This is a genomic window from Bacillus hominis (genome assembly GCF_018332515.1).
Lineage (GTDB): Bacteria > Bacillota > Bacilli > Bacillales > Bacillaceae_G > Bacillus_A > Bacillus_A hominis.
Genome location: NZ_BOQD01000229.1, coordinates 1 through 15,644 on the forward strand (window position 1 = coordinate 1; position 15,644 = coordinate 15,644).

Annotated in this window: 14 protein-coding genes and 1 pseudogene; 10 read left to right on the forward strand and 5 right to left on the reverse strand. The window is 35.3% G+C overall.

Annotated elements, in window-relative coordinates:
* Window positions 1-170: 170 nt before the first annotated feature.
* Entirely contained in the window at window positions 171-311 is a 141-nt protein-coding gene (locus KI356_RS20175) for a YflJ family protein (RefSeq protein WP_212936257.1), read from the reverse strand.
* 151 nt (window positions 312-462) lie between these two features.
* On the opposite strand from KI356_RS20175, the gene KI356_RS20180 reads away from it, so the two are divergent.
* Window positions 463-825, forward strand: a complete 363-nt coding sequence (locus KI356_RS20180; protein WP_212936258.1) for a hypothetical protein — start codon at window positions 463-465, stop codon at window positions 823-825.
* 26 nt (window positions 826-851) lie between these two features.
* On the opposite strand, the gene KI356_RS20185 is transcribed toward KI356_RS20180, so the two are convergent.
* A complete protein-coding gene (locus tag KI356_RS20185) occupies window positions 852-1,037 on the reverse strand; it encodes a YhzD family protein (RefSeq protein WP_212936259.1) in 186 nt (61 codons plus the stop codon).
* 228 nt (window positions 1,038-1,265) lie between these two features.
* On the opposite strand from KI356_RS20185, the gene KI356_RS20190 reads away from it, so the two are divergent.
* The 6 genes from KI356_RS20190 (at window position 1,266) to KI356_RS20215 (ending at window position 9,941) form a co-directional block, all read left to right on the forward strand.
* Complete coding sequence (locus KI356_RS20190) at window positions 1,266-2,507, forward strand: metallophosphoesterase family protein (protein ID WP_212936260.1); 1,242 nt, start codon at window positions 1,266-1,268, stop codon at window positions 2,505-2,507.
* On the forward strand, window positions 2,504-5,428 hold the full coding sequence (locus KI356_RS20195; protein WP_212936261.1) for an ATP-binding protein: 2,925 nt from the start codon (window positions 2,504-2,506) through the stop codon (window positions 5,426-5,428). Before KI356_RS20190 ends, KI356_RS20195 begins: the two co-directional genes overlap by 4 nt.
* A gap of 41 nt (window positions 5,429-5,469) precedes the next feature.
* Window positions 5,470-6,414, forward strand: a complete 945-nt coding sequence (gene yhaM, locus KI356_RS20200; RefSeq protein WP_002150118.1) for a 3'-5' exoribonuclease YhaM — start codon at window positions 5,470-5,472, stop codon at window positions 6,412-6,414.
* 315 nt (window positions 6,415-6,729) lie between these two features.
* Window positions 6,730-7,707 carry a ring-cleaving dioxygenase gene (locus tag KI356_RS20205; RefSeq protein WP_212936262.1) on the forward strand — a complete coding sequence of 326 codons (978 nt, stop codon included), beginning with the start codon at window positions 6,730-6,732 and terminating at the stop codon, window positions 7,705-7,707.
* A 716-nt stretch (window positions 7,708-8,423) separates the two neighbouring features.
* Entirely contained in the window at window positions 8,424-8,900 is a 477-nt protein-coding gene (locus tag KI356_RS20210; RefSeq protein ID WP_212936263.1) for a cytochrome c biogenesis protein CcdC, read from the forward strand.
* An 825-nt stretch (window positions 8,901-9,725) separates the two neighbouring features.
* Entirely contained in the window at window positions 9,726-9,941 is a 216-nt protein-coding gene (locus KI356_RS20215; protein WP_212936264.1) for a hypothetical protein, read from the forward strand.
* A gap of 641 nt (window positions 9,942-10,582) precedes the next feature.
* Here the strand turns inward: KI356_RS20215 and KI356_RS20220 are convergent.
* From KI356_RS20220 to KI356_RS20230, 3 genes are all read right to left on the reverse strand, one after another.
* The gene (locus KI356_RS20220) at window positions 10,583-12,013 is read right to left on the reverse strand and encodes an IS4 family transposase (RefSeq protein WP_212936265.1); all 1,431 of its coding nucleotides are present in this window, start codon (window positions 12,011-12,013) and stop codon (window positions 10,583-10,585) included.
* Window positions 12,014-12,158: 145 nt separating this feature from the next.
* Entirely contained in the window at window positions 12,159-12,830 is a 672-nt protein-coding gene (locus KI356_RS20225) for an HAD family hydrolase (RefSeq protein ID WP_173601994.1), read from the reverse strand.
* Between the two features lie 129 nt (window positions 12,831-12,959).
* Complete coding sequence (locus KI356_RS20230; RefSeq protein ID WP_161520301.1) at window positions 12,960-13,664, reverse strand: SAM-dependent methyltransferase; 705 nt, start codon at window positions 13,662-13,664, stop codon at window positions 12,960-12,962.
* A 421-nt stretch (window positions 13,665-14,085) separates the two neighbouring features.
* Between KI356_RS20230 and KI356_RS28720 the strand changes: the two are divergent.
* The 3 genes and pseudogenes from KI356_RS28720 to KI356_RS20240 all read left to right on the forward strand — a co-directional run.
* Window positions 14,086-14,160: pseudogene (locus KI356_RS28720) on the forward strand (DUF3967 domain-containing protein); the annotation flags it as partial.
* A 223-nt stretch (window positions 14,161-14,383) separates the two neighbouring features.
* On the forward strand, window positions 14,384-14,737 hold the full coding sequence (locus KI356_RS20235; RefSeq protein WP_238486211.1) for a hypothetical protein: 354 nt from the start codon (window positions 14,384-14,386) through the stop codon (window positions 14,735-14,737).
* 255 nt (window positions 14,738-14,992) lie between these two features.
* Window positions 14,993-15,541, forward strand: coding sequence for a GNAT family N-acetyltransferase (locus KI356_RS20240; protein WP_212936266.1), 549 nt, complete (start codon window positions 14,993-14,995; stop codon window positions 15,539-15,541).
* Window positions 15,542-15,644 lie beyond the last annotated feature (103 nt).

The window sequence follows — 15,644 nt, forward strand, 5'->3', positions numbered from 1 at the left end:
TAGTTGTATCTGAGGATATAAAAAATGAAGTTGAGAAGATTAAAGAAAGAAATAAAAAATAATTAAAATATATATGGAAGAGAATGTTGTTCATTGAGGCTATGAAAGGATATTAATTTTTTTCATTATAAAGCAAGAAGCCACTTTAAAAGTAGCTTCTTGTATTTCTATTAAGCCGAAGCTTTCTTCATTCTCTCAAGTAAACTAGATAAAATATGCGTACGATAAGATTCTGGTTTTTTACCTTCGTAAGTACGAATACCTAATTTTTTAAGTTCTTTTACATACCAACCTTTGCTTCCGAAATACATGTGATCGCTCCCCTTCAACTTTTTTATTTGTCCTGATTGTACTTGGAGGTACAGGTAATATAATGAAGGAAATGAATTTCGCGCGAAAATGGTTAACTTTGTTGCAAAAGACATATATACTAAAGGTAGTATACAACGAGGTGGGCAAGACGTGATTATAGAGAAGCACGAAATTCAAATTGACCAGATTACGAGCGGTAAAGTGAATATCTTTACTTTCTATAGAAATAGAAAGCAAATCGATGATCATTTTTTACGATTGCAAGAACCATCGCTTACAGCAAACTACTTCTTCCATTTTCATTTTGATGTAGAGAGTTTGCACCTTCTGCAGGAAGAGTTTCCAGGCGTATATCCATATAACGGTAGTGAAACGATTCACGACTGGACGGAAAAGATGAAAGCGGAATTGCAACATCAGATCCAAACAGGTAAATGGAATAAACGCGTACGTATCGGTAATCGCATTCTAGATGTGGTGTTTACGTGGTGTGACGAAGATATAGTAGAGTGAAAAAGAAGCGGATGACGCTTCTTTTTTTAGCGTTGGAATAAAACGAGCTTGCCTGCAGAAGATGTGCAACGATGTGTTTTTTCGTACAATCCTTTTTCGTGTAAAAGAGATTCACCTTTTGCTTTCGCTTCTTTTTCAGTTGCCGCCTCGAATGATTCGTCTAATGCTTTTGAACCATCTTTTTCAAAGACTGTTAGAACGTATACTCCCATGAAAATTCCCTCCAATAATTAAAATCAGAATCTTATAACTATTTTGTCACAAATCAATAGAATATGCAAAGAAATATGTGACATTGCGTGTTACAATAAGGTGAAACTTTAATAGGTGGGGGGATTTTTTATCTCCCGCTTATTACTAGTTTTCACCAATTGAGCATTTATTGCTTGTGTTCATGCGGATAAAATGAAACTTTTGAAATATAGAAAGGATCGTTATTAGTGAAACAAGTGAAGTTTATACATGCGGCTGATTTGCATTTGGATAGTCCGTTTAAAGGGATGGAAATGAATGTACCATCGTCTGTTTGGGAAAGAATGAAGCAAAGTACATTTGAATCATTTGAGCGTATTGTTGATAAAGCGATTCAAGAGCGCGTTGATTTCGTATTACTAGCCGGGGATTTGTATGATGCGGAGACGAGAAGTTTGAGGGCGCAAGTGTTTGTGCGTGAGCAAATGAAGAGACTTTCGCAGTACGATATTCCCGTTTTTATTATTCACGGTAACCATGATCATTTAGGCGGAAGCTGGGCAGCGATTGAGTTTCCGGAAAATGTTCATGTATTTACCGAGCCTTATGTAGAAGAGAAGTCGTTTTATAAAAATGGTGAATTGTTAGCTTCTATTTATGGGTTCAGTTATTTGCAGCAAGCGGTAACGGATAATATGACAGCGCAGTATACGAAAATGAGTGATGCTCCTTTTCATATTGGAATGCTTCACGGAAGTGTGGAAGGGGATGCAGAGCATAATCGCTATGCACCGTTTCAAATTCGTGAGCTGAAAGAAAAGCAGTTTGATTATTGGGCTCTTGGCCATATACATAAACGTGAAATTTTATCGGAAGAGCCGTACATTATTTATCCAGGTAATATACAAGGTCGTCATCGTAAGGAAATGGGCGAGAAGGGTGCATACCTTATTGAACTCACGAAACAAGGATCGCATTGTTCATTTTTCCATACGGCTGATGTTGTGTGGGATGAGATAGAAGTGAATATTGATGGACTTGAAACTGTTGATGAACTTATGACGGCAGCGTCAACCACGATGAATGAATGCAGAAGAGAAGAGGAAGGCACGCTTTTAACGTTCGTATTTACAGGGCAGGGGCCACTTTCTCCTTATTTACGAGATGAAAAGCGTGTGGAAGAGATTTTTCATATTTTAGCAGCTGGCGAAGAGCGAAAAAATTTCGTATATGCGATGAAGTGGAAAAATGAGACGGTTTCTTTTGCGGAAATCGAGCGTTTGAAAGAGGAAAATCATTTTGTCGGTAGTGTGCTAAAAGAGTTAGAAGCTTTTACAAATATGGACGGGGTGTTACGCACGATTTGGACATCTCCTGTAGCGCGTAATAATATTGAATCTTTTACGGAAGAAGAGAAGAAAGAGATTCAAAAGGAAGCGGAAAATATTATTTTAGAGCAATTATTCCAGCAAGAGAGGGATAAAAAATGAGAATTGAAAAACTCCATATTTATGGCTATGGAAAACTAGAAAATGTGGAAATGGATCTTTCATTGCTGACGGTGTTGTATGGTGAAAATGAAGCGGGAAAATCGACAATTCGCTCATTTATGAAAAGTATTTTATTCGGTTTTCCGACGAGAGGACAGCGCCGTTATGAACCGAAAGAAGGCGGGAAGTATGGCGGCGCGATTACTGTGCAAACAGAGAAGTACGGCCGTTTGAAAATTGAGCGTTTGCCGAAAACAGCATCTGGTGAAGTGACCGTTTATTTTGAAGACGGGAAAACTGGCGGCGAGGATATTTTAAACGATATATTAAGCGGTGTGAATGAAAGCTTATTTGATTCTGTTTTTTCATTTGATATGCATGGTCTTCAAAATATTCATCAGCTCGGCGAAGCGGATATCGGTAATTATTTATTTTCTGCCAGTGCAGTCGGAAGTGATGCATTATTACAGTTAGATAAAAAGTTAGAAAAAGAAATGAATCAGCGTTTTAAGCCGAGTGGTCGTAATCCCGAAATTAACGTGTCACTGCAAGAGATGAAGAAAATTGAGGAAAAGATGAAAGAGTGGCAAGGGAAGATTGGCACGTATGAAAAACAGGTCGAGCAGTTAAAAGAAGGTGAAGAGAAACTTGCTTCTGTTCGTGCGGAAAAAGAGAGTGCAGAAAGACGAAAGCAAGACTATGAAATATTAGCAGCACTTGAACCTCTCGTTATTGAAAAGCATGCGCATGAGAAAGTGTTGAAAAGCGAGAACGGGCAGTTTCCTGTAAATGGAATGGCGCGCTATGAGGCGGTAAAGGCAAAGATTGAACCGCTACAAGTACAAGTTGATTCACTTCAAAAGAAGATAGAAACAGTGCAATCAGAAATTGATTCCACAGAAATAGATGAAGCATTTTTACAAAAAGAAAGTTACGTAGAAGAACTTCGTATGCAGCATTTGTCTTACGAAAACGCACGCCAAGAAATGCGTGATGTGACGGGAAGTATTGCGAATATAAAAGAAGAAATCGCAGAGCTAGAGCAACAAATTGGTGCTACTTTTGAAAAAGAAACAGTTCTTTCGTTTGATATGAGTTTAGCAACGAAAGAGTTAATTACGCAAACGGTGCAAAAAGCGCGCGAATTAGAAACGCAAAAAGCACAACTAGATGAACGTTTTAAAACGGCTCAAGAGCAATTAGAAGAGCAAGAAGAAAATATAAAACAAATAAGCCAGCAAATGTTAGCTGATGAAGAACGAAATACGTTAGTTGAGAAAGAAAAATCATTTCAAGATGCGGCGTTTATCGGTATGGGCGCAGAGAGAATGAAGCGCAAGTATGAGGAAAAAGCAGGAGCGGCTAAACAAAAGAAAAAGCAGTGGCAAAGAGTTTGTCTTCTGTTACTTCTTATTAACACAGGCATTTTATTCACGAGTCTATTTATAGATAACCGCGTGCTGTTATTTATTAGTGTTATTGTTTTTGTAGGGATTGTCCTTGCTCTCGTTTTATATAAAGATCCTTCGGGTGGATTACAAGAAGAGTTTCTTACTCTTCAGCAAAGTGCTGGCGGGCGTCAAAGTGAAGAAGCGATGTCTGTTCGTTATCAGTTAGAAAAAGATGAAGAGATTCGAAAGTTATTTGAGCGAGAGTCTTATAAATTACAGCAAATGGAACGTGCGTATGATAAAGTCGTTTCATCTTATGAAGAATGGGAGAGAGAAACTTTCCATATGGGAGAACAAGTAGATGCGTATAAAACGCGCTATATGTTCCCTGAATTTTATACGTATGCACACATATTGCCAGCGTTTGAGCGTATTGAAAAAATGCAGCAATTATATCGTGAATTAGAGAAGCAAAGTAAGCGAAAATCTTCATTGTATGAAATGATTTCGCACTTTGAACATAAACTAGAAACTGTTATCGGTAGTACAGAGTATAGTAATTTGCATGAGGCGCAAAGTCGTATGCAAAATGAGAAAGAAAAGCGCCAAACTTATAAGCAGCTAAAAGAGAAATTGGCAGAATGGCAAGAAGAATTCGAGTTCATGCAAGAGCAATTGAAACAGCTACTAGTAGAACGAGATAGTTTATGGCATATTGCAGAATCTACAGATGAAGAGATGTTTTTAGAAGCGGGAAGATTGGCAGGAAAACGTGAAGATGCTGATAAGCAAGTGGGGCGTTTATTACCGCAAATTGATCTGTTAGAACAGCGCTTAACGAGTTTATCATTAGCTGAGCATTATGAGGCTGACGGTTATGATGAAAAATTAAAGCAAGAAATTACAGTCGCGCAAAACTGTCTTACGAAAGAGAAAGAATTAACAGAGCGTATTGCAAAACATCGTATGGAAATTGCGAATTTAGAAGAAGGTAGTACGTACGGTGATTTACTACATGAGTGGGAAATGAAAAAAGCGCAAGTGCGTGAACAAGTGAAGAAGTGGGCTGCATATGCTGCGGCAAAGACAGTGTTAACGAAAACGAAGCAATATTATCATGAGGTGCATTTGCCGCGTATTTTACAAAAATCCGAAGAGTACTTTGTGTATTTAACGGGCGGGAGATATAGTAAAATCTTTTCGCCATCAGAGGCGGATCCGTTCATTGTGGAACGTAACGATGGTATGCGTTTTTACAGTCATGAACTGAGCCAGGCAACAGCGGAGCAGTTATATTTATCGTTACGATTTGCACTCGCGAAAACATTTGAGCATGATTATCCATTTATTATTGATGATAGTTTCGTGCACTTTGATGCGGTAAGGACGAATCGAACGATTGAACTTATAAAAGAAATCGCAAAAGATAGACAAGTAATCTTCTTTACATGTCATGCCCATTTACTATCGTTCTTTACAGAGAAACAGATTATAAAATTAACGCATATGCGTAAAGAAAATGAGTTGTAATATGCTATACTAAAAGTAATTGATTTGGTGGAGGAATTCGAATGAAAAAGAAAATTGCAGAATATGAAGTTGGTGAACAAGTCGATGTTTTCTTGTTAATTAAAACAGCGACAAAAGGTCTCGCAAGTAATGGAAAGCCGTTTTTAACAGTAATCTTACAAGACCCAAGTGGAGATATTGAAGCGAAATTATGGGATGTATCACCAGAAGTTGAGAAACAATATGTAGCAGAAACGATCGTTAAAGTAGCTGGAGATATTCTAAACTATAAAGGACGTATTCAATTACGTGTGAAACAAATTCGTGTTGCGAATGAAAATGAAGTAACGGACATCTCAGACTTTGTAGAAAAAGCTCCAATAAAAAAAGAAGATATGGTTGAGAAAATTACGCAATACATATTTGAAATGAGAAACCCAAACATCCAGCGTCTAACAAGACATTTATTAAATAAGCATCAAAATGAGTTTTTAGAATATCCAGCAGCGACGAAAAATCATCACGAGTTCGTATCTGGACTAGCTTATCACGTTGTATCGATGCTAGATTTAGCGAAAGCTATCTCGGCTCTATACCCATCATTAGATAAAGACTTACTTTATGCAGGCGTTATTTTACACGATCTTGGTAAAGTATTCGAACTATCTGGCCCAATTTCTACAACGTATACGTTAGAAGGAAATTTACTAGGCCACATTTCTATCATGGTGAACGAAATTGGTAAAGCAGCAGATGAATTACAAATCGATGCAGAAGAAGTGTTGATCCTTCAGCACATCGTTCTTTCTCACCACGGAAAAGCAGAGTGGGGTAGCCCAAAACCTCCATTAGTAAAAGAAGCAGAAATTCTGCATTACATCGACAACTTAGATGCAAAAATGAACATGATGGACCGCGCATTAGGACGCACAAAACCAGGCGAATACACAGAACGTGTCTTTGCGCTTGATAACCGTTCGTTCTATAAACCGACGTTCCATAATTAAAATTGTAAATAGGATGGCCTCATTAAGTGTTAAAAAACTTGATGGGGCTGTTTTTGTATGAAGTAAATAACGAGATGTAAAAAAATATCTCGAATTCGAGATAAATCACTTGCATTTTTATCACTTGAGTTGTAAAGTGATAGTAACGAAAGGAATTATTACTTTCGCATGAATCGTTTCACACATTAAATTATTTTCTTAGTTATCACTTGATTAGTAAAATGAGGTAATTACTTTTATAAACAATTGCTACGTTGAACAGCGAGCAAAAATAAAACAGTTAAATACAAATTCAGACTATTGGAGGAATATATAATGAACCAATTAAAAGGAATACACCACGTTACAGCAATTACAAGTAGTGCAGAAAAGAACTATGAATTTTTCACTCATGTTTTAGGAATGCGTTTAGTTAAAAAAACGGTAAACCAAGATGATATTCAAACGTACCATTTATTCTTTGCAGATGATAAAGGTAGTGCCGGAACGGATATGACTTTCTTTGATTTCCCAGGCGTTCCGAAAGGGGTACACGGTACAAATGAAATTTCAAAAACTTCATTCAGAGTTCCAAGTGATGCAGCATTAGCGTATTGGGTGAAACGTTTTGACCGTCTTGAAGTGAAACATACAGGCATTAAGGAGCAATTTGGTAAGAAAACTCTTTCTTTCGTTGATTTTGATGATCAACACTATCAATTAATCTCAGATGAATTTGATAAAGGGATAGAATCTGGTACACCTTGGAAAAACGGACCAGTTCCATTAGAATATGCAATTACTGGTTTAGGACCTGTATTCATTCGTATTGCGAACTTTAGTTACTTCAAAGAAGTACTAGAAAAAGTTCTATTATTTAAAGAGACTGCTCAAGAAGGAGAATTCTATTTATTTGAAGTGAATGAAGGTGGAAATGGTGCCTCTGTCATTGTAGAACATAATACGGTTCTTCCTGAAGCACAACAAGGTTTTGGTACAGTGCACCATGCCGCATTCCGCGTAGAAGATCGTGCTGTATTAGAAGAATGGATTGAGAGAATAGGTAGCGTTGGACTTCCTTCATCTGGTTATGTAAATCGTCACTTCTTCGAGTCATTATACGCACGAGTTGCACCGCAAATTTTATTTGAATTTGCGACAGATGGACCTGGTTTTATGGGAGATGAACCATACGAAACACTTGGAGAAAAGTTATCTTTACCTCCATTCTTAGAGCCAAAGCGCGCAGAAATTGAAAAATTAGTTCGTCCGATTGATACTGTGAGAAGCACGAAGGAATTTATTAAAGAGTAAAAATAGAGATAATAAGTAAAAGAGCAAGTAGTTTTAGCGGATCGCTGGAATTGCTTGCTTTTTTATTCGGTCTATAAAGTTTGCTGATAAATGTTTCTCAAGTTTTTTCGGATGGGGATGTTTGGTGTAATTAATTTGAAGTGATTTCCCTAGCATTTCTTCTTATCACTTTTCTTTAGATCGAATTTGTATTTAAATATATATTCATCTTTTTATTTCATAAATCCTTTTGGATCATTAATGGAATTTAGCTACCGATAAGTAAGGGTGTATGAACTAACTTTGTATAGGTTATTCCCATTAATCATAGACATTTCTAAGGTGCTATTTATGTAAAGTAAAAGTATGATAAAGCGTCATTAGCAAAAATATATTAAATGATTCATCATACAATTCTATGGTATGAAAACGCGAATTTTATACACTTAGACATTTTCTAACAATGCAATCTCATCTTTGTTACTGTAAAAAACAACTAGCCCCCACAAGAGGTGTTAGTTAACGTAAAATTAGCTATCGTTAGTTAACCGAAAGCAAAAAAGATTAATGAAATACTAATCTTTTTTGCTTTATAGATTTGGAATTACTCCTACCTTGACCAGCCTCTCTCCCTCTTCTTGATGAATTGAAATACATAATATACAACAAATGTATTTACAGTTACATGGAATAATATGTATATTGGTATTCAGAAGACTATCAAAAGGGGGATGTGTATGCAAACTGTTATGCCGTCTTATTTGTTTTTATTTTTTGGCACGCTCATTTTACTACGTAGGATTCGTTCGATGTATAAACCAGTCAAGGGAAGTGGGGTGCGAATATTCTTGCCACTTTTTTACTTAACGCCGGGACTTTCATTTTTTCTCCGATTAGGGCACCCGACGTTTTTTGAATTATGCGTAAGTGTTGTTTTAGGGCTTGTCTTTTCGGTGATTATTATCATTTTGTCAGATTACGAAATTAGAGAGGATGGTAACATTTACGCAAAGAAAAGCTGGAAGTTTGTCGTGGCTTTTATTCTAATGCTCCTTTTACGTTATTTTATCCGACAAGACATTACGACAGTCGATTCAGGTACACTTAGTCTGTTATTTTTCACCTTTATCATTTGCTACATTGTTCCGTGGCGAATTGTTTGCTATATAAAATTCAAAAAAGTGCTCGAACAAAAGAAAGAAGCTTTCTATTAAAACGTAGAAGGTTTTTTCCATCATCTTTGTATAGTCCATTTACTTAGTAATAGTGGAAAAGAGCTTATTGGACTCTTCCCCCTAGTAAAATTTTGATTGAGTATAATATACACAACTAGTTAACATAAGCCTTTATTATCCGGATTTAATGTATTTAGAAGACTATTAAAAGTCCTCCAGATTGTTTAACTGGGGGACTTTCGTGTGCACATAATTTTCGTTCTCGGAAGTTCTACACTTTATGTTCGGGATGGAAATCTAATGAGTTAGTTCAGATTACGAAGGTCAGGCGTAGTGTTTTAATATAGAGTTGGAGTCGGAGGAGAACAATGGAAGGAAACAATATCGTTTATAGCAACCGAATAATGATTCCACCTTCCGCCGAAAAACCTATAGCCATAAATTCTTTCGTGCCCAACAGTCGTCAAAAAAAACCAGAAATTGTCTCCGTTTCTAAGCCGCAGATACGTAAATCGAAATAAACAATTTTGAAGACCCCAAGGACTCTGGGCATAGAGTGGCATTTGTCGTATATATACCATGATTCGAGGTTCACTCCTTATTGAAATTAGACTTATAACTAATTTTATGCTCAGGGTCAAAGCTTAGATTGGATGTATGCCTAGTAGCCTACTTAAATTCAATTTTGAATGTATATAGTATACATGTCAGGTTTACATAACGCATCATTATAAGTAGTCATATCTTGAAACCCATAAAAAAAAGTCCCTTCAGATTTTTTAAAAGGACTTTTCATTCACATAATCAAGTCTTATTAAAAATTAACTTGGTCCGTAAAAATAGAACCATTACTGACAATCTATAATGGTAATAGGAATGCTAGCCATTGTTCCTGGGGAATCAAGAAGTGAAGCAGTAACTGTTACTGTTCCGGGTCCATTAGCAGCTATAAATACAGCGGTAAAGTTACCTGAAGCGTTAGTAATAACAGCAAGAGGAACCATAAAAACAAGAGTGGGGTTACTAAAGGAAAAGCTGACTATTTCTCCTGCAGCAGGATTCCCGTTTACCAATACTTGACCCGAAAAAAACAAAGTGTTATTTCCTTGGTCTGACGTACATGCAGTAGTTTGATTAGCAGTCAAAGTAATAGTTTTTATGCGTGGTAGTTGCGAATCAGGAATTGGAAAAGAACAAGGAAATGCTATAGGAAATGGTTTCTGAAAATGGTCACATGAACATCTATTTTTTCTAGACATCAAAAACTCCTTTTACATTGTGTATATAATATCACTTAGTATATGAGTAAAATAAATCAAATGTTTGGATGATTGTCCAATACAGAATTATTATGTATATGCTATACATGTCAAGTTTACATAACATAAAATTATCGGTAGCAAGAAAAAGGCGGATTCCTTGTGAGAGTGGGGATCTGCCTTTTTCTTTTTCTATGACTCTATTCATTTTTTTATACATTCCTATCCTGGCGTGGGTTTCAGGGCTCCCGTTTGTTAATGGATTATCCAAAAAACTGTATAAAATCTTGCATGCTCTTAGCGTGGGTTTTTTCCGAAATGCTGGTGGTACCCCATCGCTATCAAGCTAAGCTTATGCAAAGTCAATTTTAGACGAGATTGTTTCTTTTTTCTAAAGGGCAAGTGTAGTTGATTGAAAGATTTGCATACGAAATAAACCCTAGCGGGTTTCATTTTTTTGAATTAAGCGGCTTGATTATAAGACAGGGTACAATTGTAAACGACACCTAATATATCAAAGACCGTTTTTTTTTCATATCGATGAGATTTCCGCCCGTTTTGCTGTAGGAGATTGAACAGACGAAGTAACACCTTTGATAGCTCTTGGGTGTTTTTTTGTATAGTTTGGAATAGAAGAAGAAAATAGTCTTTAATCATATATATGGCTTTATACTCACTAAGCTCTCGTTTTTTCTTCATGAGGAGCAATTGGCGCATTTGAAACATGATAGAAGAACAGAGTAGAATGGCAATCAATTGACCATATAAATGGCACTCCAATCGTTCTGGTTTTATCTTTTTACAATGATGGATTTGAAAGAATGACTTCCACGTTTTAAATAAAATTTCGATTTGCCAACGCAAAGAATACCAGTCATGTACCTGTCCCATCGGGACAATATCTGTAGAGGTGTTTGTCATATATACATTGATACCACTGAGTCGTTTACTACGAGGAGAATACTTCATTCCTTTCTTTTTTTCTCTTACAGCTTGATCTTGTAATCTTTTTTGTTGCTGTTGTTTTGTTAATCGATGAACAATTACACGAGCTGGCACTTTATCATTCATTCCTACATAAGCATCAGCTATTTCACACGTTTGTCCTGGTTGAAGGGAGTTCATTAACGTCTCTATATCTATCTGTATATACTCTGTACCTTTCTTAATTCTTCCATCTTGAAAATAATCAGGGTTAGGATTTTTTTGATACATACGTGTGTTCGACTTGATACGAGAGATATAGTAGGCTTCTTTATCTTGTATATATTGAAGGTCTTTTAAATGAAAATAACCTAAATCTCGGATACATAAATCATTCGCTGTCACAGTTGGGGCACACAAAGAGCCGTAAGTGCGATCATGTTGTTTACCTGGACCTGTATGAATATGAAGGAACTGTCCACTTAACAAATCATACTCAAGTTGAATTTTTATCCCAGCTGTATGGCTGCAGCCTCCTGCACCTGGATAAACCGATGAAAATACATCCGGGAGTTGAAATGCAGTTGAATCTAAAATACGAATACGCTTGAAAACAGAAGTGTATGGAGAAGAAAGCGGCATAGATACGGCCAATTTTTTGCTTAGTAGTTCGGCTAGTAAGTGTTGTAAAAGTTGGACGGCCGCCTTATTAAACCGTTGATTCAGTCCTTCAGGACTGATGAGTACTTCTGTTGATGCTTCTAAACAGCTAGATAACTGAGTTAAAGAAGTCATAGCTACATTTTGGCTCACCCATACACATAAAGCTACTAAATCTTTTGCTTGGTACTTACTGGTTCGTTGTACAAAACCAACATCTCTGGCAAGATTCCGTAGGGTATTTGGAGATAAAAAGCTTTGAATCTCTTGAGCAAATAGTTGTAATTCGTCAGACACAGAAACAGACAAAAAAAACGCCATCCTTTCCTATAATTCTACAGAAAGAATAACGTTTTTTTTGCTTTATGGATAGTGCAAAACCTTAGCTTTATATAACCGTTTAATCATTACTTCTGTTATATATATTTACATAATCTTTGTCAGCTCAATTCCATTAAGCTTTTTGGAATGTATTAACTATAGGCAACAACTCTTTTAAATCATTAATTACATGCTCATCTGTAAACGGATTCCCCCAAAACGTATCTTTCTTCCATATTGCATTCATTCCAACATCCCGAGCTCCTATTACATCATTATTTGGATGATCTCCTACGTACACACTCTCTTCCGGACTAACATCTAGTCTTGCTAAAGCTCTCAGAAAAATTTCAGCTTGAGGTTTTTTTATCCCTTCTTGTTCTGACACTAAAATGATATCCATGTACTTATCAATTCCTAGCGCGCGGATATTCAGTAGTTGGAATTCAGTAAATCCATTTGTAATCATGCCTAATAAAATCCCTCTACTTTTAAGCTCTTGTAATACATACTCCATGTTAGAAAAAGGAATACAGTTATGTTGAAAGTTATTTATGTAATCCTCTAATAATTGCTCCCAAGTTAAACTAGTAATAGAATGTTCTTGAAGTAACTGTTCATATACTTTGTCTTTCCAAACATATCCCTTATTATCTAACTCAATAAATCGGTTTACATATTGTTCTTCAGGTACATGTTTTAGTTCATTAATATATCTCGTGTATTGATCTTTAATAAAAAGTTTAAGGGAACTATCTCTATCCAACAAAGTTCCATCTAAATCGAAAATAACTGCTTTCACCATTCTTTCTCCCCCTTTTATTAAAGAGTACTAAAAAAGGGCTATATACCCTATCTATAAAAGTATTGTGTACATAACGCATCAGTAGCAGTAAAAAACTAAGAAAATGTAAAGAGATTTCTTTTTACATTATTACTTCAGCTTAATTACTAACATGTGATTAGCATTCTTCTGAAACTCATAAGATACTTTTACTTCTTCAATCGAACGAACATGTTCTTTTAAGTCATTCATCAATTGAGATAATTGATCATATTTCTTTCCATATAAATCTGTTAAAGGAAAAATACGAATTTCACCTTTTGTTACACGTATCAACTCTTTTAAACTATTTAAGTGGAATTGATAATCTAAACGATCAGAATACATGAACAGCAAATGTGCACAAACTGTCATATCAAATTGTTTATTTTCAAATGGTAAAACAGGTAAAGTAACAGCCTGATAATGTTGCGGATTTTCTCTCATATCCTGAACACAATCTTTTAAAGCACGGCTTCTTTCTTCTTTTAATGCATCAATAGACGAAAAATACTCCCATACATAGTTTCCTGATGCTTTTTCCATATGTTCTATAGTATGTTCAATGTCTTCTAATCCTTTTTGTTCCAAGTCAACTACCTCATGATAATAAGCAATATCACAAGACGTAGAATCAATACCTAATTTATTGGCATGTGCAGTAAAAGAACATGCTCCGCCTGCACAATCTAAAACTTTCATATTCTCTAAATTTTCAGGAGATAAATCAAACATTTTAATGTATTCCTCAAATGTTCTACCAATAAATACAATACGATTAATATCTAACTTTAAATTTTTTTCAATTATACTCACCGTATCTCGCCCCTTTTTATCCAAATATTTCAAACACTCTTCCATTTTATCTTTTTTATATAAATTTTGCGATATAAATCTATTGTCTTCAGGTAACATAACCATCTTATCAGTATTCAACAATGGATAAAATTTTCATTCTGGGGGGAGTTGTATTTTCTTAGCTTGATAGCGATGTGGTGGTACCCCATGCCAATCAATCTAAGATTTTAAAGTATCCCCTAAACGGAATTTTTGTGTTTTTTTGAACTTTTATTTATTTTTTGTATATGACGTAATACTTCTTAAGAAGATTCCTAACCCTACAAACAAGAATCCTAAACATAATAAGCTGGCTGGCGTTCCCCAAGTGATTTGATCTAGCATTTTATCCCCTCCTATTTATTGGGGGTTATCCAGATTTACCTAAAAACAAAAACTACGTGAGATGCAGGGATTTCGGGATGAAGTCGCTGCTGCGAAAGAGAAGAAAAAGCCGTGGTGGAAGTTCTGGTGAGTGGATTTCAATAAACTATAAAATAGGCAGAAAAGCATACTTTTCTGCTTTTTTATTTTGTTTTTTATAAATCTTACAAAAATATAATAAAAAAACACAAAATTAGTAAGAAAACGCTTTATCTTTATCGAAAGATATATTAATATAATGAAGTTGAGATTTTCAATTCGTTAAAGATCTGAAGTTGAGATTTTTTAAATTATTAAAGAAAGGAGAGATTACATTGGTAAACTTTATTAAAAAAATGCTAAGTGGCGTTGAGACTCAATATTTAGTGAAATCATATATTATTTCAATTATTATTACGGGTTTAATTATGTATAACATCGATAGCTTTACCAATCCAGTATTTACAGTAGTATATACTTCATTAGCAGGTGTGTTATTTCCTTTTGCAACAATCGTGTGGGATGACCTTAGTAGCACTATGATGGGGAATATCAAGCTTACTTTGTCTATACCGTTTGTTATTACGTGGAAAATATTCAAAATAATGGCCCTTTATCTGTTTGCACCACTTGTTGCTCCAATTGGCATGATTTATGTTTATTTAGCAAACGGCTACCATACAAACTAGTATTAGTTTGTATTCAGAAATTACATATTTTTTAAAAAAGTGAAGGGGTTACTCCCTTCACTTTTTTATGGGGTCCCGCCAACCAAATGACATATAACCCACGTTAAGACATTTTTTGGCATCTGACACCTTGATTTTTGTACGCTAAGGATTGTAACTAAACTGAATGCTTTTATTACAACATTGGTTTCAAGAAGCACTTTTATTGTGCTTTTTTTATAATACAAAAAACAACATGAAAAAAGGGGAACAACTATGTATACAAAAGTCCAAACAGAACAAGAAAAAGTGATTTTTAACCGGATTTGGGAAGAGTGTTGGAATGAAAAAGGGTATGAATTAGAATATTTTCAAGGAACTGACCAATTTATCTTTTGGAAAGATGGTCAAGCCATTGGATGTGTAGAAATTAAGAAATACAATATAAAAAATGAGGTATTTCCATTTTCTAAATGCGAACAGCTGAAAGGTCAATTGGAAACGGTCATGGAAGTTGATAAATTGTCAATTCTAAAAGAATTTCGAGGCAAAGGAATGTTAGAGAATATCCTCTTCTTCTTAGCAGAATATATGAAGGAAAAAGAATTGATGTATTTTACAACATTACTTGAACCAAAATTATATTTAACATTAAAGCGTTTTTTTCGTCTTCCTGTCGAAAAAGTAGGAAAAACGTTTCATTATAAGGGTGATGATGTCGTTCCAACTATTACAGATGTACATAAAACGATTCAAAGACAAGAAAAAATGAAGTGGTATAAAGAAATGAAAGAACGTAATTTAAAAGATTTGATGAAGGGCTAGTACAAAAACTAATCCTTTTAGGGGTACAGCCACATCGCTATCAAGCTAATAAAACAAAATACCCCATAAAATGAAAAAACACGCTATTCTTTCTGTAAAATCA